This window comes from Pseudomonas fluorescens (assembly GCF_902497775.2).
Lineage (GTDB): Bacteria > Pseudomonadota > Gammaproteobacteria > Pseudomonadales > Pseudomonadaceae > Aquipseudomonas > Aquipseudomonas putida_F.
In genome coordinates, this window is sequence record NZ_OZ024668.1 from 2901057 (window position 1) to 2923222 (window position 22166).

At 59.4% G+C, this 22166-nt stretch carries 27 protein-coding genes, 1 tRNA gene and 1 pseudogene; 12 read left to right on the forward strand and 17 right to left on the reverse strand.

Translation table 11 applies throughout. From position 1 onward, the window contains the following. Nucleotides 1-106 precede the first annotated feature (106 nt). Together F8N82_RS13235 and F8N82_RS13240 are read left to right on the forward strand one after the other, a co-directional pair. Nucleotides 107-349, forward strand: coding sequence for a hypothetical protein (locus tag F8N82_RS13235; RefSeq protein ID WP_038995751.1), 243 nt, complete (start codon nt 107-109; stop codon nt 347-349). A gap of 62 nt (nt 350-411) precedes the next feature. After that, complete coding sequence (locus F8N82_RS13240) at nt 412-1077, forward strand: SOS response-associated peptidase family protein (protein ID WP_038995752.1); 666 nt, start codon at nt 412-414, stop codon at nt 1075-1077. On the opposite strand, the gene F8N82_RS13245 is transcribed toward F8N82_RS13240, so the two are convergent. From F8N82_RS13245 to F8N82_RS13255, 3 genes are all read right to left on the reverse strand, one after another. Beyond that, the gene (locus tag F8N82_RS13245; protein WP_080764754.1) at nt 1041-1373 is read right to left on the reverse strand and encodes a hypothetical protein; all 333 of its coding nucleotides are present in this window, start codon (nt 1371-1373) and stop codon (nt 1041-1043) included. The two genes, F8N82_RS13240 and F8N82_RS13245, sit on opposite strands and share 37 nt — an antisense overlap. Before the next feature lie 127 nt (nt 1374-1500). Beyond that, nucleotides 1501-1788 (reverse strand): hypothetical protein, encoded by a 288-nt coding sequence (locus tag F8N82_RS13250; protein WP_038995753.1) that lies wholly within the window; start codon nt 1786-1788, stop codon nt 1501-1503. A gap of 237 nt (nt 1789-2025) precedes the next feature. Continuing rightward, nucleotides 2026-3609, reverse strand: coding sequence for a sensor domain-containing diguanylate cyclase (locus F8N82_RS13255; protein WP_038995754.1), 1584 nt, complete (start codon nt 3607-3609; stop codon nt 2026-2028). Between the two features lie 181 nt (nt 3610-3790). Between F8N82_RS13255 and F8N82_RS27600 the strand changes: the two genes are divergently transcribed. After that, a complete protein-coding gene (locus F8N82_RS27600; protein WP_371857284.1) occupies nt 3791-4039 on the forward strand; it encodes a nuclear transport factor 2 family protein in 249 nt (82 codons plus the stop codon). Here F8N82_RS27600 and F8N82_RS13260 read toward each other — a convergent pair. From F8N82_RS13260 to F8N82_RS13285, 6 genes are all read right to left on the reverse strand, one after another. Further along, nucleotides 3987-4343, reverse strand: coding sequence for an I78 family peptidase inhibitor (locus F8N82_RS13260; RefSeq protein WP_038995755.1), 357 nt, complete (start codon nt 4341-4343; stop codon nt 3987-3989). The genes F8N82_RS27600 and F8N82_RS13260 overlap by 53 nt on opposite strands. Before the next feature lie 60 nt (nt 4344-4403). Then, on the reverse strand, nt 4404-4844 hold the full coding sequence (locus F8N82_RS13265; protein WP_038995756.1) for a GNAT family N-acetyltransferase: 441 nt from the start codon (nt 4842-4844) through the stop codon (nt 4404-4406). A gap of 36 nt (nt 4845-4880) precedes the next feature. Further along, nucleotides 4881-5075, reverse strand: a complete 195-nt coding sequence (locus tag F8N82_RS13270; protein ID WP_038999427.1) for a hypothetical protein — start codon at nt 5073-5075, stop codon at nt 4881-4883. Nucleotides 5076-5213: 138 nt separating this feature from the next. Beyond that, entirely contained in the window at nt 5214-5618 is a 405-nt protein-coding gene (locus tag F8N82_RS13275; RefSeq protein WP_038995757.1) for a hypothetical protein, read from the reverse strand. Nucleotides 5619-5806: 188 nt separating this feature from the next. Next, nucleotides 5807-5980 (reverse strand): hypothetical protein, encoded by a 174-nt coding sequence (locus F8N82_RS13280; protein ID WP_167336592.1) that lies wholly within the window; start codon nt 5978-5980, stop codon nt 5807-5809. A gap of 44 nt (nt 5981-6024) precedes the next feature. Further along, nucleotides 6025-6276: a hypothetical protein gene (locus tag F8N82_RS13285; protein ID WP_080764755.1), complete on the reverse strand. Its 252-nt coding sequence runs from the start codon at nt 6274-6276 to the stop codon at nt 6025-6027. A 167-nt stretch (nt 6277-6443) separates the two neighbouring features. Between F8N82_RS13285 and F8N82_RS13290 the strand changes: the two genes are divergently transcribed. After that, nucleotides 6444-6866 carry a hypothetical protein gene (locus tag F8N82_RS13290; protein ID WP_038995758.1) on the forward strand — a complete coding sequence of 141 codons (423 nt, stop codon included), beginning with the start codon at nt 6444-6446 and terminating at the stop codon, nt 6864-6866. Nucleotides 6867-6885: 19 nt separating this feature from the next. Here the strand turns inward: F8N82_RS13290 and F8N82_RS13295 are convergent, their stop codons facing one another. Together F8N82_RS13295 and F8N82_RS13300 are read right to left on the reverse strand one after the other, a co-directional pair. Then, nucleotides 6886-7086, reverse strand: a complete 201-nt coding sequence (locus F8N82_RS13295; RefSeq protein WP_038995759.1) for a hypothetical protein — start codon at nt 7084-7086, stop codon at nt 6886-6888. Nucleotides 7087-7617: 531 nt separating this feature from the next. Beyond that, nucleotides 7618-7851 (reverse strand): hypothetical protein, encoded by a 234-nt coding sequence (locus tag F8N82_RS13300; protein WP_038995760.1) that lies wholly within the window; start codon nt 7849-7851, stop codon nt 7618-7620. 150 nt (nt 7852-8001) lie between these two features. Here F8N82_RS13300 and F8N82_RS13305 point away from each other — a divergent pair, with 150 nt between their 5' ends. Beyond that, the gene (locus F8N82_RS13305; RefSeq protein WP_038995761.1) at nt 8002-8478 is read left to right on the forward strand and encodes a GNAT family N-acetyltransferase; all 477 of its coding nucleotides are present in this window, start codon (nt 8002-8004) and stop codon (nt 8476-8478) included. Between the two features lie 40 nt (nt 8479-8518). Further along, on the forward strand, nt 8519-8854 hold the full coding sequence (locus F8N82_RS13310) for a chorismate mutase (protein ID WP_052251519.1): 336 nt from the start codon (nt 8519-8521) through the stop codon (nt 8852-8854). Between the two features lie 119 nt (nt 8855-8973). Here the strand turns inward: F8N82_RS13310 and F8N82_RS13315 are convergent, their stop codons facing one another. Beyond that, nucleotides 8974-9360, reverse strand: coding sequence for a hypothetical protein (locus F8N82_RS13315; protein ID WP_038995762.1), 387 nt, complete (start codon nt 9358-9360; stop codon nt 8974-8976). A gap of 283 nt (nt 9361-9643) precedes the next feature. Continuing rightward, on the reverse strand, nt 9644-9976 hold the full coding sequence (locus tag F8N82_RS13320; protein ID WP_038995763.1) for a hypothetical protein: 333 nt from the start codon (nt 9974-9976) through the stop codon (nt 9644-9646). Nucleotides 9977-10951: 975 nt separating this feature from the next. Between F8N82_RS13320 and F8N82_RS13325 the strand changes: the two genes are divergently transcribed. After that, nucleotides 10952-11362 carry a fimbrial protein gene (locus tag F8N82_RS13325; protein WP_150776943.1) on the forward strand — a complete coding sequence of 137 codons (411 nt, stop codon included), beginning with the start codon at nt 10952-10954 and terminating at the stop codon, nt 11360-11362. A 288-nt stretch (nt 11363-11650) separates the two neighbouring features. Beyond that, nucleotides 11651-11800: pseudogene (locus tag F8N82_RS13335) on the forward strand (integrase); the annotation flags it as partial. A gap of 101 nt (nt 11801-11901) precedes the next feature. Here F8N82_RS13335 and F8N82_RS13340 read toward each other — a convergent pair. Continuing rightward, nucleotides 11902-11975, reverse strand: a tRNA-Cys gene (locus tag F8N82_RS13340). 308 nt (nt 11976-12283) lie between these two features. On the opposite strand from F8N82_RS13340, the gene alkB reads away from it, so the two are divergent. Continuing rightward, nucleotides 12284-12940, forward strand: coding sequence for a DNA oxidative demethylase AlkB (gene alkB, locus F8N82_RS13345; protein ID WP_038995766.1), 657 nt, complete (start codon nt 12284-12286; stop codon nt 12938-12940). A 103-nt stretch (nt 12941-13043) separates the two neighbouring features. Continuing rightward, nucleotides 13044-14321: a bifunctional O-acetylhomoserine aminocarboxypropyltransferase/cysteine synthase gene (locus tag F8N82_RS13350; RefSeq protein ID WP_038995769.1), complete on the forward strand. Its 1278-nt coding sequence runs from the start codon at nt 13044-13046 to the stop codon at nt 14319-14321. Nucleotides 14322-14327: 6 nt separating this feature from the next. On the opposite strand, the gene F8N82_RS13355 is transcribed toward F8N82_RS13350, so the two are convergent. Further along, nucleotides 14328-16703 (reverse strand): hypothetical protein, encoded by a 2376-nt coding sequence (locus F8N82_RS13355; RefSeq protein ID WP_038995770.1) that lies wholly within the window; start codon nt 16701-16703, stop codon nt 14328-14330. A 79-nt stretch (nt 16704-16782) separates the two neighbouring features. Beyond that, on the reverse strand, nt 16783-18633 hold the full coding sequence (locus F8N82_RS13360) for a polyurethane esterase (protein ID WP_038995772.1): 1851 nt from the start codon (nt 18631-18633) through the stop codon (nt 16783-16785). Between the two features lie 252 nt (nt 18634-18885). Between F8N82_RS13360 and F8N82_RS13365 the strand changes: the two genes are divergently transcribed. Then, on the forward strand, nt 18886-20823 hold the full coding sequence (locus F8N82_RS13365) for a DNA topoisomerase III (protein WP_038995774.1): 1938 nt from the start codon (nt 18886-18888) through the stop codon (nt 20821-20823). 23 nt (nt 20824-20846) lie between these two features. Here F8N82_RS13365 and F8N82_RS13370 read toward each other — a convergent pair whose 3' ends face one another. Continuing rightward, a complete protein-coding gene (locus F8N82_RS13370) occupies nt 20847-21671 on the reverse strand; it encodes a class I SAM-dependent methyltransferase (RefSeq protein ID WP_038995775.1) in 825 nt (274 codons plus the stop codon). A 98-nt stretch (nt 21672-21769) separates the two neighbouring features. Here F8N82_RS13370 and F8N82_RS13375 point away from each other — a divergent pair, with 98 nt between their 5' ends. Further along, nucleotides 21770-22162 carry a VOC family protein gene (locus tag F8N82_RS13375; protein ID WP_038995777.1) on the forward strand — a complete coding sequence of 131 codons (393 nt, stop codon included), beginning with the start codon at nt 21770-21772 and terminating at the stop codon, nt 22160-22162. Nucleotides 22163-22166: the final 4 nt, after the last annotated feature.

The following is a 22166-nucleotide window of genomic DNA, read 5'->3' on the forward strand; positions in this document are numbered from 1 at the left end:
GATGTGCTCGAGAATGGGACATCCCACAGCAGCTTAGACGTTGTGCAGGCACAAGGTTCCATGCCAGGGTAATGCTCTCAGGGAGCGGGCAAGCCAAGGAGCGACAGTGAAATACCTGCTGATAGTCATCGCCAGCTATGGCGCCACATTCTTTGTCGTCGGCTCGGTCATCGAGGCTCGGCTGCAGGACCTGGCCGAGGACCTGCGCTACCGCGAACAAGCACCGACCAAGGCCCAGTACCTGCGCAAGGTCAGGCCCAGCGTGCAGCGCTCCAAGTTCGAGGCCGGCGCCTGGCTGGGTACCCTGTTGGCACTGGGCGCATCATTGTTGGTCTGGCTGCTGAGCTGAGCGGCCTGCCTGCGCGCTAGCGTCTATCCTCCACCGGTAGGCACCTCGCGGAGCAGCGCGCCATGTGCGGCAGGCTATCCCAGTACCGTGGCATTCACGACTTCGTCGACGCCCTGAGCATGCCCGGCGCCCTGCTCAACCATGTCGGCGATCAACCGCTTGCGCACTACAACGTCGCGCCGACCACTCGCGTGGCGCTACTGCATATCGAGGCAGGCAGCCTGCAGGCTGACCTGCTGCCCTGGGGCTGGCGCCCGCACTGGGCCACGGATCGCGCAGCACCGATCAATGCGCGGATAGAAAAGGTCGCCCACGGCGCGTTCTTTCGCGCCATCTGGCCGCAGCGGGCCATCGTGCCGATCGACAACTGGTTTGAATGGGTCGATGAAGGCGGCCGAAAAAAACAGCCCTACCTGATTCGCCGCAGCGATGGCCGCCCTGCCCTGTGCGCGGCCATCGGCCAGTTCAGTGGCGAGCACGCGGGGTTCGTGATGCTTACGGCAGACAGTGAAGGCGGCCTGCTCGACGTGCATGACCGCCGCCCGATCGTACTGGCACCGGCTGTCGCCCGGCAATGGCTGGACCCGACCACCGTTGGCGAGCACGCCGAGCAGATGGCCTTGAACCTGGGCGAGCCGGCCGCGCAATTCGAGTGGTACCCGGTCAGCGCTGCAGTCGGCAATGTGCGCAATCAGGGCGTCGAGTTGATCGCCCGCACCCCGGTATAAGCATTGCGCGAAGGTAATTCGTGGAGTTCGATGACTTCAGCGGCAATCGCCCGGCAGCGTTTTACGCCCCAGACCATGGCCCGCGTCACCGTGACTTCATCGAGTTGATCGTGATACTCCTCGACGACAGGTAAGCCGGCACTGGTATAAACCCCGAGAAACAACTGAGTACATCCACTGCGCGAGAGCCGCGCCTTGACATCAAGTGTGATTCCAGACTCCAGCGATTCTTCATGCTCCTGGCTGTGCAGTTGGCAGTCTGCCCAAGCCCAATAGTGCGCGCCTCTGTACCTCATTATTATTTTCCTTGGTGAGTCGGCAGCACACGAAAGATATATAAAAAAAGTATGAAACAGAAGAACTCAATCGGCCACTGAACAAGGTGTGATAGAGCCAGTCGCTATAAAGCCTGCGGCCCCGGTTTCACATCATCGACACATACCAGCCAATAAAGGCGACAAGCCCTATTGCCTGCAAAATCAATAGCGTACCGGCCCCTGCCGGCTTGCCGGCGAGCAACCAGTAAGTACCGACCAGTGGCAGGCATACACCGTTGGTGACGCCCAGGGTAAATATTGCGAGCGCGCCGCCAAGGCTCGGGAACGGCCCGCCTGGACTTAACAGGATAAACACGAAAATACCGCCGCCTATTGCCGCGACAATAATCGCAGCCACGGCAAACAAACGTTGCGCCAGAGAAGAGTCGTCCAAGATCAGTCCTTTGCTTTGTGGAGGCAGGCATCTTACCCTTGGGCTGCACTTTTAGCACGCCACCGTGCTGCCCGACCTGAAGTGACCGCCCCGAGGACGCCCGAGTTTTCCGGGCGGGTAAACGTGCTCAAGGAGCGGCGGGAGCATCACATCGAGAAAGAAGAAAGAGATGTCCCCCCAGACCAAGAAGCTGCTCGGCAAGGCAACCCTTGAGGCTCCCGTTCAAGCGAAGATTGGCTAGGTACTGGCGCTCGCCCGCCCTTCGGCCAGACCATCGACCAGGCACCAGCCATTGCGGCCGTTATCCTTGGCCCGATACAGCGCCGAGTCGGCAGCGCCCATCAGCGTGTCGGCAGCGACCGGCTCCTTGACCGGGTAGCCCAGGGCAATACCGGCACTTGCCGTGACCCGCCCGGTGGGACTTTTGACATGTTCGATGGCCAGCGAGCGTATGGCCTCGAGGATGTCCTCGACAATCCTGCTGGCCCCTGCCGCGTCTGTGTTAGGCAGCAGCAGGGTGAATTCCTCGCCGCCGTAGCGCACGGCCAGATCGCCGGGGCGCTTGAGGCTGCCTTGAATGGCGGCGCCCACCGCACGCAGGCAGTCGTCGCCTGCAGGATGCCCATAGTTGTCGTTGAACAGCTTGAAGTAATCCAGGTCCATCATCACCAGCGCCAACGGATAGCGTTGGCGTTTGGCCCGGCGAATTTCTTCTGCCAGGGCATTGTCGAGCCGGCGTCGATTGCCCAGGCCCGTGAGGCTGTCGCTTAACGCCAGGTCACGAACCGTCTGGTGTGCACGGCGCAAGGCCGCCTCCATCACGATGCGTTCGCGCAACTGCCTGAGCACCAACGCGCCGAAGCTGCCCAAGCCCACCAGCAACAACAGCAACACCACCGCCGTCTTGATCAGGTCATCACGCCAGGGGCCGATGATCGAAGTCCTCGACAGCCCCGCCTCAACCACCAGCGGGTAGGCGTCCAAGGCCTTGTAGGCGTAAAGACGCTGAGTACTGTCGACCACTGCGGTGGTTTCGACAACGCCCTCGGGTGAGTACGGAAGGTAGTCCTGGAAGATCTCACTACCGGCCAGGCTGCCGCCAATGACCCGTTCGACAAAAGGCCGGCGAACCAGGATGGTGCCGTCCCGTTTGGCCAGCACCAGCGCGCCACGGTCATCGATCTTGAACGCGCCGTAGAATTCGACGAAGTAATCGACCTTGACGGTGCCCAGCAGCACGCCGAAAAAAGACCCGTCGGGATTGTTGAGGCGTCTGGAAATGGGAATGATCAAATCGCCGGTCGAGCGGCTTTTGACCACCGCACCGATGTAGACACCGCGGTCATCATGGGTGCGGTGATACTCGAAATAATCGCGGTCGGCGTTATTGGCATTGGTGGGGGTGTCGATCTTGTCGGTGACGATCCAGTGGCCGTCCGAGCCGTACACGAACAACCCGTGCAACTGCGGCATCAACTTGGCTTGCTGCTTGAGCAACTGGTGCAGCCGTGGCAGGTTCATCCGCGCAAATCCGTCGCCTTCGAGCCGCTCGCCCAGCATCGCGGTCACCACATCGACCTGGCGGATAGCGTCTTCGGCATGCTGGGCGGTGGCGCTGGCCAGGTTGGTGACCGAGTCATGGGCACTGGCGAAGGCGTGCCGGTAGTCACGCCAGATCCGCCAGCCCTCGATGCCGACGAACAACAGCACGACCACCAACATGAAGCTCAGAATCAAGCGGAACAACGGTGCCGAACGCCCTTCGCGTGGCGAGAACGAATCGGCGGTTTGTTGCCCGTTCAGGTCATCGGATGGGTGCATACAGGTCCCTGTTCCATAAAACTCCCACCACAGTGATAAACCACCTCCAAACTGACTGATAACACGTGCCGTTTAACATAGACCACCGGTGCCCGCTCACCTAGCACCGACATGCAAAAAAGCGCGCTACGTCGCCGTTTTGTGAACGATACTGATCGTTGCGACAAACCCGGGACAGCGCATGACCGACACCCTGCTAAACGAAATCTGTGCATTGGAAACCGCGCTGCAGCAAAGCCAGGTCAGAAACGACCGCATCAGGCTCGATGGCCTGTTGCATGAGTCATTCGAGGAAATCGGCCGCTCGGGCAGACATTATTGCAAAGCCACCGTGCTGCAGGATTTGAGTCACGCTTTGAAAGCCTGGCACTCAGCCGCTAGCCGCAGAATGCGTCGAGAATCTGCCGCTGCTCATTCACCTCAAGATTGAGCCGATCAGGCACATAGCTGAGGTCGCGACCCGGCGCCGACAGCACCCGTACCGAGCTCACGCCCGACAGCACCTTGGCAACCAGCAGCACTTCCTTGCCGACTTCCTGGCCGAACAAGATCTGCACGGCTTCAGACGAGCACTCCTGCACATCGCTGGTGTAAGCACTGGAGTCATCGGTGATGGCATCGGCGAGCTCGACGATCACCACGCGAAACACCAGCCAGCCGACCAGCGCCAGGGCGAGTCCGAGAATCAGGGTGGGGAGCGCGTCGAGCACACTACGTGCTGCACTGTTGTCCATAAGAAGAGCGCCTTGAAAGTCAGCTCAGACCGAGTAGACAAAAGCGAGTTCCCTGACCGATCAGCGGATGCGTTTGAAGTAGACGAGCTCCGGGTCCTGCTCGTCGAGGTTTTCAATGACACCGCTGGGCTCGAAACCGGCCTTGAGAATGAGCCGGCGCGAAGGCAGATTGGACTGGTTAGTCGAGATGAATAGCTTTTGCGTCGTGCACCTTGCCTCGGCTGCGAGCAGGAGCCGACGCGCGATGCCCTGACGTTGATACCCAGGAGCAACGACGACCAGGTTGATAAACCCGTAGTCGAAAAAGCTGTAGGTGAGCACGACATAGCCAATCACCACGCCAGACTGCACTGCAACCTGGCATTGCTGCTGATCGACGGATTCACCAAGAAACTGCCCACGCCTGGCGTCAGTGCTGGCGTAGGCATCGAATGTGAGCATTGCGCTGACATCGTCGGGTGTGGCGGTACGGATTGAGGTTTGATCGTGCGTTGCGCTCATTTCGCTTCCTGCTTTGAGTCAGAGTCCAAGCGCAGTCTACCCCTGACCCAACAATGCCGCATTCGCCTGACGAACCATGGCCACCCACTCCCCCGGACTGACCAGACCGGACTGCTCGAGATGCTGCGCGGCCATCAGGGCCTGGTCGTAATCAGCCTCTTGCAACGAACCTTCCCCCAGGAAGCGGGCCCTCCACTCCAGAATCGCCGCCATCCCTTTCTTCGTCTCCATCCCCGCCCCCAAAATGCACTGAAAACAGGTGAGACTGGGTCGCCACCTGAGCGGCGGCGAGGTTACAGGAGAACGACAGTTTTGAGAATGCTTCGTAATACCGTTTGTCGTCTGACGTCGCGTAGCCGCATACAGCCACTAGCCCCGCGCACGTCCACGTTGCTCAAGGAAAACAGCCAGCCCCGCCAGCAAGATAGCCACGCTGTAGGCAAACAGGCCGAGGTTGATACCCAGAATCATCTTTTCTGAACCGTCGCTAAGCACCATCGATCCACCGTAGCCATCACGCAACCAGTAGGCCATCAAGAATCCACCGGTGACGAACAACGTGAACAAGCTGGCAAGCTTGAGATCATCTCTGATCCACACCAGCCATACGCTATAGGCGCCAATTGCGGTGTTGGTAAACAGTTGCCAAGTCTCATGCAGCCGCGCGTGAGGCTCCCACGCCGGGTTGAACACATGAGTCTGGTTGATTTCAAGAACGGGCACCACGACGGCGTAAAAAACGATACCGATCGACACCAGCAGCTTCGCTATCATGACCAACCTCCTTGTCCGCTTCTCGTCCTTGCAAGGTGATTACCATAGCCGACTTGAGGACAGTTGCGTCGAGGCGATATGCGCTGGTACGCCGACGCGCAAGCTGCGCAAAAATGAAAAGCCCTGCAAGGCTTCAGTTGAGTGATGCGACAAAGGCAACAGCACCCTTGCGATAGCCGCTGGGTTTTTCAGTTTTTGGGTTGCTCTGGATCATCCGCAGACTTGCTGTGCGCATCAGGTTGCTGCATCTGCAACGAGGGCTTGCTTCGGTCAGTGTCCTTGTCAATATGCTTGGGCTCATCGAAGCAGCCCTGGAGCAGAACCACTGCCGATGTGACAATCAAGGCTTTGGCGATGCGCATCTTCGCTCCCTCCTGAATGAATGCTCGTGTGCGGCCTAATGGCTTCAAGCGCCTGATTCTGGGTCGCTGGCAGGTACGCCCCGCGGCTCCCGGGTGTTTTCGCCCGGATCGTTGATTTTTGCATCAGCATCAGGCGCGTCGTTTCTTGCGGTGTTGCCGGCTGGCGGATGCTCACTGGATACCGAGTTATTGGAGTCCACATCCGTCATGTCTTGCTCGACAGAGGTTTCATTGTCTGTCGTGCGCGTTACGGCCTGCTGCGACCTGTTGCCGGGCGCGTTTTCGTCAATGTCCATGGCGGCTCTGCGTTGTGTTGCGCGCGATACCCGTGCTTACAGTTGAGAGGCGCCAGAACACGGCGAGTGCCAAGCACTGGACGAACGGCGGCTAGACGGTAACGCAACCGCAGTCTCTTGCGTATCATGTTCGGATCTGAAGGAATCAGGGCACTTGAGTACACATCATGACTGACCGTGAACTGCTGAAACTGGCGGCCAGGGCTGCCGAATATGAACTCATCGAATGGACAGACGCCTGGCAAAGCGATCCTGGGAACCCACAAATCGCTAAACAGGGCTTTGTAATGCTCGTTGACGAGCATCGAGTGCTCTGGAACCCATTGGTCGATGATGGCGATGCGCTGCGCCTGGCGGTGAAGCTGCGCATTCATATCGATTGCGCGTTTCTGTGCGCAATGCCGAGAGACCTTTTTGGCAAGAACCCGGACGACTGGACGGATGGATCAGACCTCGACACTGATGACGAGTATGAATCCATGCGCCGCGCCATTGTCCGCACTGTGGCCAAGATCGGAAAATCCAAATGCGCGCCGGCAAACCTGCAAGCATCAATAAAACGCCCGGCCGAGCCGGGCGTTAAGGGTTAAAACTTGACCTTGATACCAATCATCCCTTCATAGCTTCTGCCATCGTCGCCAAACGCCTTTTGATAACCGAGCGAACGACGGTGAGGTTCTGGTGATTGCCACCCAGCGGAGCGCTGAAGTCGATCAGTAACGTCAGCTTGAAGCCCATCATTCGAAGCACGCGATTGGCACCAGAACTCTGCGTGATATCGGTCAACATAAAACCGGTCGTCCAGGCCATGAAAATCGCCTAAACGCAGGACTTGGCGAACGCTACTTCGTGAAGTCTTTTGGACATACGCTGATCTGCCCGGACGCTCGCGAGATCGGGTCGCGGTATCTATTACCAACCCACAAAACCGACTGCTGACTGTCCTTCTCAACGACCATAGCGGCACAGCCCAAGTTGCAAGGCTCGCTGGAGGTGAAACATATATTCTGACCGGTGAACCGGTATAGGCCCTGTGGCCAACCCGAACAATCGTACATTCCTAGCCCTGGGCAGGAATACTCTTCAACGCCTCCCACGGCGACAACAGTGGATCCAATAACACCCTGAAGGCCATTTTCCGCCACAGCCAGATGGCACATACATACTGAAGCGAGGAGCAGGAGCGATTGTTTGAACATGAAATTCTCGAGCAAGCTAGAAATAACTAAGTGTTCTTAAAATACCGAATTTATATTCCAAGTTAAATAGTACCGAATAGCCACCACGGGACCATCCAATGCGGCACTCTCATTCAAGGACTCGCAGGACAAAACGACGCTCTTAGCGTTGAGCATCCTGCACAGTGACTCTCACTCCCGTGGCCACAATCTCGTACTCGGTTTCAGAAATCTTTCTCACGTCACCACCGAATTGCATTTCGAAATGCCTCAGGCCTTCATGTCGAACCATGCCATGTGGCGAGCGCTCAACGGTCTCGTCCTGATAGATGTTAATCACGTACTCCACATTATCCGTGCCGACACCAATGAGTTTTCCAACATATTTATCTGCCATGTCCGAACTCCCTGCGTGAAGCCTCAAAGTAGCTGGTGTGGACAGATTGATCCACTGCCTTGAGCGGTTTGGCTGACCATGCTATTGGTCTGTGCGCGAGCGTGCTCGTACCACAGAGGTACGCCCCGGCCCAATCAGCGAAGGCGAAGCATGGATCTGCAATTCGAGCGACTAAGCGAAATCAGTTACGCGGACCTCATTGAGCTCAATAATAACCCCCTTGTCTTGCGCCAGATGCCCTTGGGCCGCCCTGATTTTGACGAAGTCAAATGCTCGGCGTGGGTCGAGCAGAAGGAGTCGCAGTGGGCGCTCAATGGCTATGGCCTTTGGGCGTTCATCATTGATCAGAAATTTGCAGGCTGGGGTGGCTTGCAGCAAGAAGAAGGCGATGCAGATCTGGCCATGGTGCTGCATCCAAACTACTGGAGGTTCGGTAAAGCCATTTATGACGAGATCGTTCGGCGGGCCTTTGAAGAAATGGGATTAAAATCCATCACTATCTTGCTTCCGCCTACAAGAACGCGCGTCAAGGGTGTCCTCAGGCTCGGGTTTCGACAAGACGGCGAGATCAATGTGGATGGCTGTCATTTTATTCGCTACCGGCTCCTCGCCAATCTCACCCGTTGAGCGCCTTTAAAACCCCGCTCATTACAAAGGAAATTATTAAATGGACGTAGAATGCACATCAATCGAAGACGTTCGTCAGCATATCGATAAAATCGACCGCGCTGTCGTTTCGCTCCTCGCTAGCCGGGGGAGATTTGTCACGCAGGCGGCGAGATTCAAGAAAACGTCCGATGACGTGCGTGCTCCTGCACGGGTAGAGCAGGTAATCAAAAAGGTTCGCGAATTTGCTAACGATACTGGCGCCTCGCCAGAGGTCGTAGAGAAGGTGTACAGGGCCATGATCGCAGCATTTATTGAGGAAGAGCTGAGGACTCACGCAACCTACGAGTCGGTGCCCCTCGTGCAGACATGCCACGAATCCAACGGCAGTGTTTGACTCTGCCCCTTAGGACAACCCGCGAGTGCGGCATGGATTGGCTGTGCCTTGCGGTCCACGACCAACGAAAACTCCGACTGAGGATCCAGTCGGAGCGCTGGGATTGCTCCGCGGTTAAATCACGGCCGACCGTAAACAGCAAAGTTCAGGTTGGTCGAGCTCTTGCCCGCAGCGAAAAGCCCCCGCAGGTTTTTCATTGAAACAGAACGGATGTTGAACGATTCGGAGGATACGCTGGGTGTCACTTCGACGTAGTGGAGGTTCTTGTCGCTGCCGCCGGAGTAGTCCAGCCGAACCATGAAGGTCCCTGACCCGGCAGCCGAAACCAGTTTGAAGGATTTGTACTGCTGGATTGCAGACTCAACAAAGTTGGGGCCTGCCCTCTCACCTTCTTTGCTTTTGATTTCGCAACGACCATTGCCCAGGAAAGTGAATCCATCCAACTCTGCCTGCACTGCGGCAGTAAAGGATTCGCGCGGATCAATCGCACCTTGTTCATCAAGCATGACTCATCTCCTTATGAGTTGAACTTCCTTACAGCACTGTAAATTCTAGTCTGGGGCCGACTGGCATCAAGGTCAGGTGCCCCACTACTGACGGACGGTGCCCTCCCTCAGGCGGTGTGTGCGCAGGCACCTGAAGGGTTGAAGGATGCGACGGATCAGGCGTGCGTGACCGCTCGTTCGAAAAGGGAACCACCGAGCGTTTAGCGTCGCGTCTGCCCCATGAGATCTTTACCCAGACGCTAATCGAGTGCCCCCGGCGCAATCACGTGGTGAGGTTTCGCGATTAGCGCAAGCTGATAACAACCTTGCGCGCGAGCATGCCCACGAGCATGCCAGCGATGGTCAGGAGCACATCGGCGCTGAACTTTGCCGAGTAATCAGGCGCATAAATACGGTCATGGGTGTAGAAGGTCGGGCCCGTGTTGAACACCGCGTGGTAGCCATTGGGAAAGAATGCCACCAGGCACAGCACCACGATCAAACCCAGGGTCCAGGCACCGGTACCGTCATAGGACTGGCTGCGGAACCAGAGGAGAATCCAGGTGAGTACGGCAGCGAAGATGGGGGTCCAGAATTGCGAGGTAATGGCGTCGTAGAATTCTATGGGGAAGTACATGGCGTTGCTGATTCCTTTCAATGACTCGGGTCGAGAAGGTTCCCGCGATGCGTGTACCACCCTGAGTGCACGGGTTTTACACTGTTGGCTGCATAGCGCGGGGAATTCTATCAACCTGGGGAGGAATGTCACCCAAGGCCTGGAGCTTGTGGAAAAATGAGAATCGTCTGATGTCGAATTCAAGGTGGCGCAGGTAGCTTGACCTACCCTTTTGAACCAGTACGAATTAGCAATGAACATACACAATTCGGAATTAACGCAAAGCAAGCAATTATAAGCTAAAGATAGTATCGCTTGCAAGTGTTTTTACTGCACTTTCCGGGTGCACGCCCGCCAATCTTCCTGATATAAAACAAAACAACCTTAACAACTATTATTACAACGAACTCAAGTCTGAAAATCCTGATTACCACTGGGAATTTGTTGAGAGGTCATACAGCCAATGACTCTCCAAAACAATAGAGAAGCAGATAATACAACACCTTCAAACAGCCTATCAAAAAGACCTTATCTTATCAGGATTGAACGCATTACACTTGCATTGTTACTACAATGCGCCAGCCTTAATGCAATCGCTGCTTGCAATCTTACCCCTGGGGACAGCCCAGCCTCCCTGACGATAAGTTTACCCACAACTCTGCCTTTCCCGCGCGACACACCAGATAACACTGTTCTTTATGAATCTGGGGCAGTCACTGCTGGCGGCCCGTCTTTTAACTGCACCACAGATACAAAATGGGGCATAAAAAACAAACTAGGCACGGACTCCCCCACGAGCAAATTATTCCCAATAGGAGACACCGGCATCTCATGGCAGTGGCTTTACAATAGTTCGCCGATATCGGGCGACGGCGGCATATCGTCTGTAAGCGGGGAACAGTTTACACCTTCAACAACACGACACATGCGCTTCGCCTCGTAAAAACGGGCGCAGTAAAAAACGATGCTAAAATCCCAGCAGGCGAAATAGGTAATATGAAGATTGGTACGACTTATCCAGTCGGCATGAAAATCAATACCGAACTAAGATTCGTCGCCCAATCCTGTGAAACTCCTGACGTCAAAGTCGACATGGGGGAGTATGATCTTGGCGTGTTTTCCGAAATCGGCGATGTCTCGAAGGCAACGACATTTAGCATTCTGCTTAACAAGAGCTCCACGGCGAAAGGCGTTGCACTCCAACTATTAGACAGCAATCAAATGCCATTGGCGCTGAATAGAGATCACGTAGTTAACGACTACAGTTCTGCGGGTGGCAATTTTCGGATACCTTTAAGTGCACGATATTATCGAACCCTGCCAGCCAGCAACGGAAGCAGCGGGGATTCGGGGGTAGCGCCCGGAACGGCAAATAGCGAAGTGTCATTCGTAATGAGCTATCTATGAGCGCTCGCTCACATGACGTGCGGCGCGCTCAGTGCAGTGAGCATGCAGGCCCGCCAAGTGGACGCATGCAACTTGACCATTCTCTGCCTCGCAGGCGTCATGGCCGAGAAAACTCAGTTGCTCGCGCAACACTTGGCGATTAACTCGGTGATCATCCACCACCAGCACTTGCAACCGATACCGCGGCCTTGTCTGGGCCAGGACTGGCACGTGGCGTACATCAATGTGTTCAAGGACCTGCAGACGCATTTCGACATCAATCCGGGTTCCACGCCCCAAATTGCTGGTCAACAGTTCCAGTTCAGGGACATCCGACCGAAGGCGGCGTCAGAGATCGAGGACATCAGCCAGGCCAGCAGGCTGCTGGGCCACTCCACGCAAGAGATCACGAAGCGCGTTTACCGCCGCGTTGGCAAGGTGGTCAGCCCGAGCAAGTAACGCGCTGATGCGGAAACGGTGCCTGTTTATGCTGAAATGATGGGCTTTTCCGACCCACAAAGAAAAACCCCGCAGACGTTAATCTGCGGGGCTTTCAATAATGGAGGCCGAGGTCGGAATCGAACCGGCGTAGACGGATTTGCAATCCGGAGCATAACCACTTTGCTACTCGGCCTCAAATGCCCGAGACCCTGAAACTGCGATCTCAAACATGTACAACTCTTTAAGGAAACAACTGAATAAAACCGCTATCCCCTTGAAAACGCTAGGCTTTTTTCGTGCCTCGTTTTCGATGGACGCAATTATGTACTCATTCCCAAGCTCTGGCAACCCCTTGAATTCAAAAAGTTTTATTTTTTTCTTCGAGGGGCCCCGGGCGCGCTGAAGTGTGGGCTTTGCGCGCAACAAACAGGGGACGGCACAGGTGCCAAAGCGCGTTACTATACAGGCTATGCACCCAGCCCGCTGTCTGAATCGCCGCTTATGATGCAAACCGAACTGGATCTGTTCAACCCCACCAGCCCCGCCGAGCCGCAATGGATCGGCAAGCACGCGGTGGTGTTGCCCGGATTTGCCCTGGCCTGGGTAGATGCCCTGCTGCCTGAGTTGCGCCGGGTCATCGCCGACGCGCCATTTCGGCATATGGTGACGCCCGGCGGCCTGAACATGGCCGTGGGCTTGACCAACTGCGGGGCGCTGGGCTGGATCAGTGATCGCCGCGGTTACCGCTACAGCCCGGTCGATCCACTCAGCCAGCAACCCTGGCCGACGTTGCCGCCTGCGCTAAGCGAACTGGCCGCCCTCGCCGCTTCGGCGGCAGGCTTTGCCGATTTTCAGCCGGATGCTTGCCTGGTCAACTGTTACAAGCCCGGCAATCGCCTGAGCCTGCACCAGGACCGTGATGAACGTGATTACAGCCAGCCGATTGTCTCGGTATCGCTGGGTTTGCCCGCGGTGTTCCAGTTCGGCGGGCATAACCGCGGCGATTCCTGCCAACGCATCGGCCTGCGCCATGGTGACGTGATGGTCTGGGGCGGTGAAGACCGTTTGCGCTTTCATGGGGTGCTGCCGCTTAAACCGGGCAGCCATCCCGTGCTAGGCAGCCGGCGGATCAATCTGACCTTGCGCAAGGCGGGCTAGGTAGCACGCAATCACGGGGCAAGCCCGCTCCTACAGGCCTTGACCGTCGCTCCCTGGCCGCTCCATGCTCTAACCCCCTTCCCGACTTTCAAGGAACGATTGCATGAAGCTGGAAACCCTGGCCATTCACGCGGGCTTCAGCCCCGACCCGACCACCAAGGCCGTCGCGGTACCGATCTACCAGACTACCTCTTTTGCCTTCGACGACACCCAGCACGGTGCCGACCTGTTCGACCTGAAAGTCGCCGGCAACATTTATAGCCGGATCATGAACCCTACCAACGACGTGCTTGAGCAACGCATGGCGGCGCTGGAAGGCGGCGTCGGTGCCCTGGCGGTGGCCTCGGGCATGGCTGCGATCACCTACGCGATCCAGACCGTGGCCGAAGCTGGTGACAATATCGTCTCGGTGGCCAAGCTCTACGGCGGCACCTACAACCTGCTGGCCCATACCCTGCCGCGCTTCGGCATCCAGACCCGCTTCGCCACCCATGACGACATCGCCGCCCTCGAAGCGCTGATCGACAGCCGCACCAAGGCGGTGTTCTGCGAGTCGATCGGCAACCCGGCGGGCAATATCGTCGACCTTCAGGCGCTGGCCGATGCCGCCCATCGCCATGGCGTGCCGTTGATCGTCGACAACACCGTGGCCACGCCAATCCTCTGCCGCCCTTTCGAACACGGCGCCGATATCGTCGTGCACTCGCTGACCAAGTACATCGGCGGCCACGGCACCAGCATCGGCGGTATCGTCATCGACTCGGGCAAGTTCCCCTGGGCCGACAATAAAGAGCGCTTCGCCCTGCTCAACACCCCAGACCCGTCCTACCACGGCGTGACCTACACCGAAGCCTTCGGCCCTGCCGCCTTTATCGGCCGCTGCCGGGTGGTGCCGCTGCGCAATACCGGGGCTGCACTGTCGCCATTCAACGCCTTCCTCATTCTGCAAGGCCTGGAGACCCTGGCCCTGCGCATGGAACGGCACACCGAGAACGCGCTCAAGGTCGCCCGCTACCTGCAAGACCACGAGCAGGTCGCCTGGGTGAAGTACGCCGGCCTGCCCAGTCATCCCGAGCACGAACTGGCCCGGCGCTACACCGAAGGCAAACCGGCTTCGATCCTGTCGTTCGGGATCAAAGGCGGCCAGGAAGCTGGCGCACGCTTTATCGATGCACTGCAGCTGGTAGTGCGCCTGGTCAATATTGGCGATGCCAAATCCCTGGCCTGCCACCCCGCCTCCACCACCCACCGCCAGCTCAACGATGAAGAGCTCGAGCGCGCCGGCGTGCCGCGGGACATGGTGCGCCTGTCGATCGGCATCGAGCACAGCGATGACATCATTGCTGATCTGAGCCAGGCGCTGGAGGCCAGTCGCGGCTAAGCGCGCTCACCTGCGCAGCGAAGGAGGGGCCTTGGCAAGCGTCAACCACGCCCCTTTTTCATCGTGCAAGGTTGCCTGCGCAACTGCCACCCTCAAGCGTCCTGCCGGGCCGACCACCTCAACCTCGGCCCCACGTGAGCCGACGCCGACACGCGTGACGATCGCAGCCTGGCAGGTTGCTTGAGTGCCACGAGCATGCCCCGAGCTTGGCATGGCAGCCAGTTGCCGGGGGGTGAACGGGAGATGGGCAACCACGGCGGGGCTACTGACACTTGTTGCGAACGACAGCGTCTGAGGCTGCAATCCTGTGCTGGTCAACACCCGAACCGGCACACTGAACGTCGTGTTGACAAGCGTCCCGCCAGAATTGCTGCTCACCCCGACCCGCCCCGCCACCCCACACCGGGCCAGGTCGCTGTAGTTGCCGGGTCGCCTGTCGCCCCAGTCAATACTGTGCAGTGCCGCCACAGGTATACCGTCTACCTGTGGGCCTTGCGCCAGGGCAGGCAGCGAGAAACTCGCGCCCCGCAAGGCGGGGGAATGACTCGCCGGTGAACTCTGCACGGCTCTCCCCTGTGGTTCGATGGTTCTTTTTCTGGCCTGCTTATGCACCTCAGCTTCATAGGCCGCCACCGACTGCTTCGCCATCAGGGCATTGTCATGACGCCGCTGCTCCCGGCGCTGCTCGGCCACCTGCAACTTGTGTTGCACATCGCGCGATTGCGCAGCGATGGCCTCTTCGGCCCTGGCCTGCGAACGCGCCGCTGCCAGTGCATTCTCGCGACTATTGTGTGCCTGCAGGTGACCATGGGCTTCTTTATCCAGGCGGGCGTGTCTATCTTTACGCACCTGTTCCTGACGCTGGTGTTGAGCACTCAAGGTGATCTTGGCGGGCTTTGCAGCCCCGGCATTGGCGCGAATGACCTCGTTCAGGTTTTGAGCGTACAGACCGGGGGCCATCAGTGCGGCAGCCGGAGCGGTAATGGGCAGGCCCTGCTTCAGCTGATACCTGAGCGTGTCGAACCTGAGGCGGACATCACCGCCCGGGCCGGGATGGCCCTTTTGTTCAAGCAGCTTTGCCAGGCCTATGGGCTTTCGTCCCGCGATCCCCAGCCACTGCCTGGCCGTATCGCGCAACTCGGGGGCTGCTGCCAGGCTGGCTTGCAGCACATCCAGCAGCGCCAGGCACGGCTTGATCATGCCGGCCTGGCGATGCTGGGCGGCGATGCCCTCGGCCAACCCGGCGCGCGGCTCGAACAAGCGCTGCAGGGCCGTTCGGGCCAAGCTTGTCCGCTGCCCGCCGTGTGGCTCGGTGGCAATAGCGTGCGCGATCCGGTGCAAGGCCAGGGCCAGCGGTGCGGTTGACTCATGAGACGGGCGCACGAGGCATTCATCCACGATCCGCTTGAGGGTTGCTGGAACCAACAGGGCATAAACTTTTTCGGCCGAAGACAACGGGGCCATTTCCGGCCCCTGCGGCTGAAGGCGCTGTGGATTGGCTTTTTGCAACAGCTCAAGCGAAAAATCGGCCAGCGCGGACTCCGCTGTCAACCAGGCTATTCCAGGTTGGGATGAATCAGAGCGCACAACGCCAGGCCCGCTTCGCTCACACCGTGGTGGCTCACTGTCTTCGGTTGCCGTGGATAGGCGCAATGGCTCGATCAATGCCTTGAGCTCAATCAATCCCTCGCAGGGAAACTCGCGACACCAACTCTGGAGTTGCTGACGGAAATTACAACTGGCGTCGTCATCGGCGTGCTGGTGGGCCAGCACATGAATGAACGTCATCACCGAGTCGGCGTTCCTGCTTGCCTCTGGCCCCGTTTGGTAAGCGTGGACGGCCAGCGCACTGACGTCCACAGTGTCAGGTTCATCCTGGCTGTAGCAATGGTCGACCGTATGCAGTCTTGCGTGCGTGGCTTCATGCAACACGGTCATGGCTGCCAGCTTCACCGTCCCGCCGATAGCCTGGTGGTAGTCACCATTGATGAATATCCGGTCTGTGCCTGGCTCGTAGAATGCCGCAGTGGCCAAGCCGCTATCCCCCAGACGCTGAACAAAGAAACCCGCGGACTCGATGAGCAGCGTGCGTCCCTGCTCCAGCGCCCCGATATAGGTTTGCAGTGTTTTGAACGAGTCAGTGAAATCTTGTGATTGATCACAACCACCAAGAAATAGCATTGCTGCCTGCTCGACAGCCTCCTGTTGCGCAGGATCACAACCCACCTCGCCGGCCCGCTGCAGCCAGGCTTGCGCTAGCAAGAGTGCTTGCCGGTAATCTTCGCTGACTGCGCCATAGTGTTGGCCCGCTGTCAGGGGAGTCGAGCTGGCGGGCTGATCGGTTGAATACGTGGATGGGCGGGCGGCCGGGTTCGAGATCATGCAAGCGCTCCTGATAATGACCACTACGTTGTAACCCGGCAGCAATCAGTACGCTTGCATAGACCGCTCAGCAGCCTGGTCAGGCGAGCATCAACTGACCTGCAGACAGGCTGTCCGCCGACACCCCGACCAGGGTCACGCTATCGCTACCAAAACTCAGTACCGCATCGTTGCCTACCTGGCTCAGGTGCTGGCGAATGTCTGGCTGCGCGGTGCCGCCATCGACGCCGATGAACACCAGCCGATCATCCGCGGTGAAGCCTTGAACCTGATCCTGGCCAAAGTGGCCGGTGAACAGGAAGGTGTCCTGCCCGCCGCCTGAAACCATTACATCATTGCCGGCGCCGCCGACGAACACATCGTTGCCACGCCCACCCTGCAAATGGTCATTGCCATCCAGACCGAACAGCCAGTCTCCTTGTGCACCGGCCGTCAGGCTGTCATTGCCCGCCGTACCATTGTGGCTGGCGGCGTAGACCTGGAGCTTGCCGCTGGTCAGCAGACCCTGCGCGTCGATCTGGTGACTGACTTGCTTGCTGAAGAACACCAGGCTCGTCTCCTTGCTGACCAGGGTTTCGACCTGGTTGACCAGGCTGATACCGCCCGCTGCATCGCGCAGGTACAGGGTGCCGTTGCCATCGCGGGCAATGTCGAAGTTGCCCAGGGTTTGGCCAAGTTCCAGGGTGTCGTGCCCGGCGCCGCCATCGATCAGGTTGAAGCCGCCGCCGTCACGAAACGTGTCGTTGCCGGCGCGCCCTTCCAGGTAGTCATTGCCATCCCCGCCGCGAATCAGGTCGCCGGCGTCGGAGCCGATGATGAAGGTGCTGCCCTTGTGCGCTTCGGCGTTGCGATTCAGATCCTCGACCCAGGTCGAGCCACGGCTAACGTCGGAGAGGTTGCTGACGACGATGGTCGAGTCCTTGGCCGTCCAGGCGTAGAACTTCGAATCCAGCACCCGGCCCAGGCCGTCACCGTACGCCGTGGGCAAATGCGACAACCAGGTGGCGATATTGCCGATCGAATACGGCAGCAGGTTCCAGGCATCGGAGGCGTAATGATCGTTGAAGTTGACGATGTTGTCGGTACTCGAGGGCTTGGCGCCGTCGTGCACGCCGAAAGTTGCCCAGTCGGCGCTAGAACCATTGAGGGCGCGAAATACCGGATCGTTTTCATAACCGATGTTCAGTACCTTGCTGCTGTCGCTGGCCTGGCTCGGTGAGGCAAAGGCGACGTAGCGTGCGTCCTGATAGAACCCGCCCCACTGGTCATTGCTGAGCTCGGCCAGGCTGTTGACGCCCAAGCCGCCCAGGCTGTGGCCGCTGACGGTGATGTCGGCCCCCTTCAGGCCGTTGGCCTTGGCGAAGGTGGCGACATCATCGAACAGCCGGCCAAAGGCATTGGCAGCGTAGTGCTTGGCGTAGTCGGCCGGGCCGAACGCGGCCATCAGGTCGTGGATGGCGTCGCCGATGGTGTCGCCAATCAGGTTTTCCCGTGGCCCGCTGGTGCCGCGAAAGGCGATGCCCATTGCGCTCAACTGGCCCGCGGCGTCGTACTTGCCGAGGATCTCGACCTGGGCACTGGTGTAGCCGCTGGTTTCACCGTGGAAGGTTCCGCGAACATCCATGCTGCCCTGATAGCCCAGCTGCTTGGCGCTGATCGGCGTCCAGCCTGCCGCTTTTACCGCGGCCAGGGCCTGGGCTTCGGAGTTGGTGTTCCAGGGGATCCCGGGGATCACGCCCTGGCTGTCGGTGCCGCCGATCAGGGCTTTGACCAGGGTGGCGGGCAAGCCCAGGCCGAAACCGTACTGCTGGTAACCCACGGCAAAACCGTTGTCGATGCCGTGATAGGCGTACAAGCTCAAGGCCATGGCGTCGCCGTACAGGGCCTTGGAGGCGCCGCTGTCGAGGTTGCGATAGTCGAAAACTGGCATGAGAGAACATCCTTGTGCAGGTGGCAGGAAACCCTGGCGACATCGTCCATTGACACACCCAAGGGCAAGGGCAAACGCTGCCACAAGGGCAATCTTCCCGTCCACGGCCACGTCGAGGGCAAGCTGGCCAAATGCGAGGAGTTTTCGTTGCCACAGGCGGCAACACCAGGCTGTATATCCATACAGATAAAACTTGCCTTGCCCTGCAATCCTGCGCATCCTATGGCCTTCACCCGCCATAGATCGAACGGCATGCGCCTGTTTCTCTGCGAAAAGCCTTCCCAGGCCAAAGACATCGCCAAAGTCCTCGGCGCCAACCGCCGCGGCGACGGCTGCTGGGTCGGCAGCGACGTAACCGTTACCTGGTGCATCGGCCATTTGCTCGAGACCGCCCCACCCGACAGCTACGACGCACGTTACAAGCGCTGGGTGCTGGCCGATCTGCCGATCGTGCCCGAGAAGTGGAAGATGCTGGTCAAACCCAAGACCGCCAGCCAGTTCAAGGCCGTCAAGCGTCTGCTCGGCGAGGCCCGCGAGCTGGTGATCGCCACCGACGCCGACCGTGAAGGCGAGATGATCGCCCGTGAGCTGGTCGAGCACTGCCGCTACCGTGGGCCAATCAACCGCCTGTGGCTGTCGGCGCTGGACGACGCGTCCATCCGCAAGGCCCTGGCGGCGCTCAAGCCCGGTAGCGAAACCTTCAGCCTTTACCATTCGGCCCTTGGCCGTTCACGGGCCGACTGGCTGATCGGCATGAACATGAGCCGGCTGTTTACCCTGCTCGGCCGCCAGTCCGGCTACCAGGGCGTGTTGCCGGTGGGCCGGGTACAAACGCCGACGTTGCGTCTGGTGGTCGACCGCGACCGCAGCATCGCCGACTTCGTGCCAGTGGCCTACTGGGCCATTGAGGTGCAGTTGCAAAGCGTCGGCGAACAGTTCACCGCGCAGTGGCGGGCAGCCGAGGACGCCTGCGACGACCAGGGCCGCTGCCTGAACCAGGAGCTGGCCCGGCAGGCGACCGCGGCCATCGGCGCGGCCAGCAGTGCGCGGGTGATGAAAGTCGCCACCGAGCGCGTGCGCGAAGCGGCGCCGCTGCCCTTCGACCTCGGTACCTTGCAAGAGCTGTGCTCGAAGAAGTTCGGCCTTGGCGCCCAGGAGACCCTGGACATCGCCCAGGCCCTGTACGAAACCCACAAGCTGATTACCTACCCGCGCAGCGACTGCGGCTACCTGCCGCTGAGCCAGCACAGCGAAGCGCCGGCTATTCTCGCCGCCTTGCAACGTGCCGACGCCAGCCTTGCGCCCTTGCAACCGCACCTGCAAGCCCAGCGCCGTTCACGGGCCTGGAACGATGCCAAGGTCAGTGCCCACCACGGCATCATCCCCACGGCCGCCGCCAGCGACCCGTCGCGCTTGCCGGCCAAGCACAAGGCGGTCTACACCCTGATCCGCGCCCGCTACCTGGCGCAGTTCCTGCCCAACCACGAATACGACCGTACCCAGGCCGAGTTCGATTGCGCAGGCCAGGCATTGCGCGCGGTGGGCAAGCAGATCGTCGAGCCGGGCTGGCGCCGCGCCCTGCCTGAAGCCCTGACACCGGCAAAAGGCCGTGAAGCGCCGGCAGCCCAAGTGCTGCCGCTGCTGCGCGAAGGCCAGGACTGCAGCGTGGCCGGGGTCAACCTCAAGGACCTCTGGACCCAGCCACCCAAGCCCTTCACCGAAGGCGACCTGATCAAGGCGATGAAGAACGTCGCCAAGCTGGTGGACGACCCACGCCTCAAGCAAAAGCTCAAGGACACCACCGGCATCGGCACCGAGGCCACCCGTGCCGGGATTATCCAGGGCCTGCTCGATCGCGGATACCTGGTCAAGAACGGCAAGGCCCTGAGCGCCACCCCGGCGGCCTTCAGCCTGATCGACGCGGTACCGCGGGCGATTGCCGACCCGGGCACTACGGCGATCTGGGAACAGGCCCTGGACATGGTGCAAAGTGGTGAGATGAGCCTGGAAGAGTTCGTCGCTAAACAATCGGCCTGGATGAGCAAGCAGGTTGAACGGTGTGCCGGCATGCGCCTGACCATCAGCGGCCCGACGACCCCGGCCGGGCGTGGCGGTACGCCGTGGAAGAAGAAGCGCAAGAGCAGTGCTGCGTCGCCTAAGCGTACGCGTAAACCGAAGGCAAAAGCGTAGTGAGGCCCTAAAGGGCAACTGCCCTACCCCTGCTTGACCGCCTGCAAGGTATAGCTCAACGGCAAACGCCAGCGATCCTTGTCCAGCGACCACTCGCCTGCTGCGTCTTGACTCATCTGCCCCGGCAGCGCCTCCCAGGGAATGCTGTCATGCTCGACCAGCGCGGTAATCTGCAACCCATGCTTGAGCAAGGCACTGATGATCTCACCCAGGCCATGGTTCCATTCATGGGTGACCGTTTGCTCCAGCAACCTGTCGGTCTCGACATAGGTCTCGCCACTGTCCCACACCGTCGGCGCCTCGCGCTCGAAGTACGGATACTCGATGACCAGTTTGTCCTGATAGTCCTCGTTCACCGCCAGCAGCATCGGATGGCCTTCGCGCAAAAACAGCCGCCCGCCAGGCTTGAGCAAGGCCGCCACGGTACGCGCCCAGCGCTCGATGCTCGGCAGCCAGATCAACGCGCCGATACCGGTGTACACCAGGTCGAAAGAGCCCGGTTCCAGCATCTGGTCGGCGGCATACACATCCGACTCGACATAGTCGATCCGGGCCCCGCAGCGTTCAGCCAGGGCCCGCGCCTGAGCCAGTGACTGCGCAGAAAAATCCAGGCCGCTGACCTCAGCGCCCAAACGCGATAACGACAAGGTATCGGTGCCGATATGACACTGCAGGTGCACGGCGCGCAGGCCATGGATATCCCCCAGGCGCGGCAGGTCGAAACGCAGCACTTCAGACAGGTGCTCGGGGTCTGCGACGAATTTTTCCACTTCGTAGTCGCTGGATGCCGCGTGCAACGGTGCACGTTCATCCCAGTTGCGGCGATTGAGTTCAATCGGGTCGATCATCTTGGCTCTCCTTTTCAACCGCAACCTTAGCGACGTACCCACGCCCCCGGCAAGTGCTGTATAAATCACCCACGCGCTCTTCAATCAAGGAAGCATTGATGAAACTCGGATACACCATCATCTACGTCGCCGATGTCGCCGTTTCGCTGGCGTTCTTCGAGCAAGCCTTCGGCCTGAACCAGCGTTTTCTGCACGAATCCGGCGACTATGGCGAGCTGGACACCGGCGCCACCACCCTCGCCTTCGCCTCCCTGGCTCTGGGCAACAGCCACTTCCCCGGCGGCGTATTGGCCGCCAGCGAATCGGCAAAACCGTTGGGCATGGAGATCGCCCTGGTGACCGACGATGTCGCCAACGCCCACGCGCGAGCGGTTAAGGCAGGCGCCGTGGAACTCAAGGCCCCCGAAGCCAAGCCATGGGGGCAAACCCTGTCATATGTGCGCTGCCCCGATGGCACTCTGGTGGAGCTGTGCAGCCCTGTAGGCAACTAAACGG